A 1,227-nucleotide genomic window follows, 5' to 3' on the forward strand; every position below is an offset into this window, starting at 1 on the left:
GGGCGGGGGGGGCGTGAGTGGTGGCGTCACCGCGAGGACGGCCGGTCTACGGTTCGGGTGATCTTGAAAATCGACGACCCTTCCCACGGGCTTTGGCAGGACTGCGGGAAGGGCCGTCCGAACACGCCCGGAGGCGCAGTGCTCAGTGTAGGAGCAGATCCCGTTGTGGTTGAACGCCAGTTGTGCTCGGGCGGGCTGGGGTGCCCGCAGTGCGGGGGGCGGCTGGCGCCGTGGGGGTATGCCGCGCCACGGTTTGTGCGTCGGGCCGCGGCGGTGGTGGCCCGGATTCGGCCGCGGCGGGCGATCTGTTCGAGCGCGGCAGGCTGTGGCCGCTCGCACGTGTTGTTGCCCCGGCTCTGCCTGGGACGACGGGTCGATCCGGTGGCGGTGATCTGGGCGGCGCTGTTGGCCCGGGCGTCGGGTTGGGGGTGGCGGCGGATCTGTGCGGCGGCGGGTCGTCCGGCCTCGACAGTGCGGGGCTGGCTGTCGCGGTTCGCCGAGCATGCCGAGCCGATCCGGGTGGGGTTCGCGCGGCTGGAACACCTGGCCAACACCGGCGCGGACATGGCTCGTCTGGAACCGACGGCAAGCCCGCTGGCTGATGCGGTCTCCCAGATCGGGGTGGCGTGCGCGGCGGTGCGCCGGATGGCCGGTTCGGTGGTGTTCAAGGTGTCGGCGGCGGAGTTGGTGGCGGCGTGCTCGGGTGGCTGGCTGTTGGGGATGCGGCCGCCGACGGTCGCGGTGTTGCCGATCAACACAAGCTCGCATCTGTGACTAGCCGCCGTGATGGGTCAGGGTCGACCGCGTCACTGCCGTCGAGCATGGAAAGCGTTGAGGCGTCGAAACAATGCCAACTCCGAAGAAGACACGGGCGGATCGAGCGCGTGATATCGCTCTGTATCGGTACTCGCTGATCCGGCCGCTGGCCGATCCGAACCTGTCTGCGACTGAACGAGGCCGGCTGGTGCGGGATATGGCCGCCCAAGTCCATATCGGGCCGTTCGGGCAGCCGGTGGAGGTGTCGCGGGCCAGCCTGGACCGCTGGATTCGGGCGTGGCGGGCCGGCGGGTTCGACGCGCTGCTCCCAGCGCAGCGCCAGATCACCCCGCGCACCGAGGCTGAGGTGCTGGAGCTGGCGGCGCGGCTCAAGGCCGAACACCCCGCACGCACTGCGGCCCATATCGCCCGGATCGTTGAGGCCGAGCAGGGCTGGGCGCCCTCGGCGCG

The 1,227-nt window shown here is 70.9% G+C and carries 2 protein-coding genes; both read left to right on the top strand.

Features of this window, described 5'->3' with window-relative positions; genetic code table 11:
- Nucleotides 1-165: 165 nt before the first annotated feature.
- Complete coding sequence (locus FPZ47_RS27560; RefSeq protein WP_210420047.1) at nt 166-774, top strand: helix-turn-helix domain-containing protein; 609 nt, start codon at nt 166-168, stop codon at nt 772-774.
- Between the two features lie 199 nt (nt 775-973).
- Nucleotides 974-1,227, top strand: a 254-nt coding sequence (locus FPZ47_RS27565; RefSeq protein ID WP_168209591.1) for a helix-turn-helix domain-containing protein, incomplete at its 3' end; no start/stop codon positions are given.

Source organism: Mycobacterium helveticum, from assembly GCF_007714205.1.
Taxonomy (GTDB): domain Bacteria; phylum Actinomycetota; class Actinomycetes; order Mycobacteriales; family Mycobacteriaceae; genus Mycobacterium; species Mycobacterium helveticum.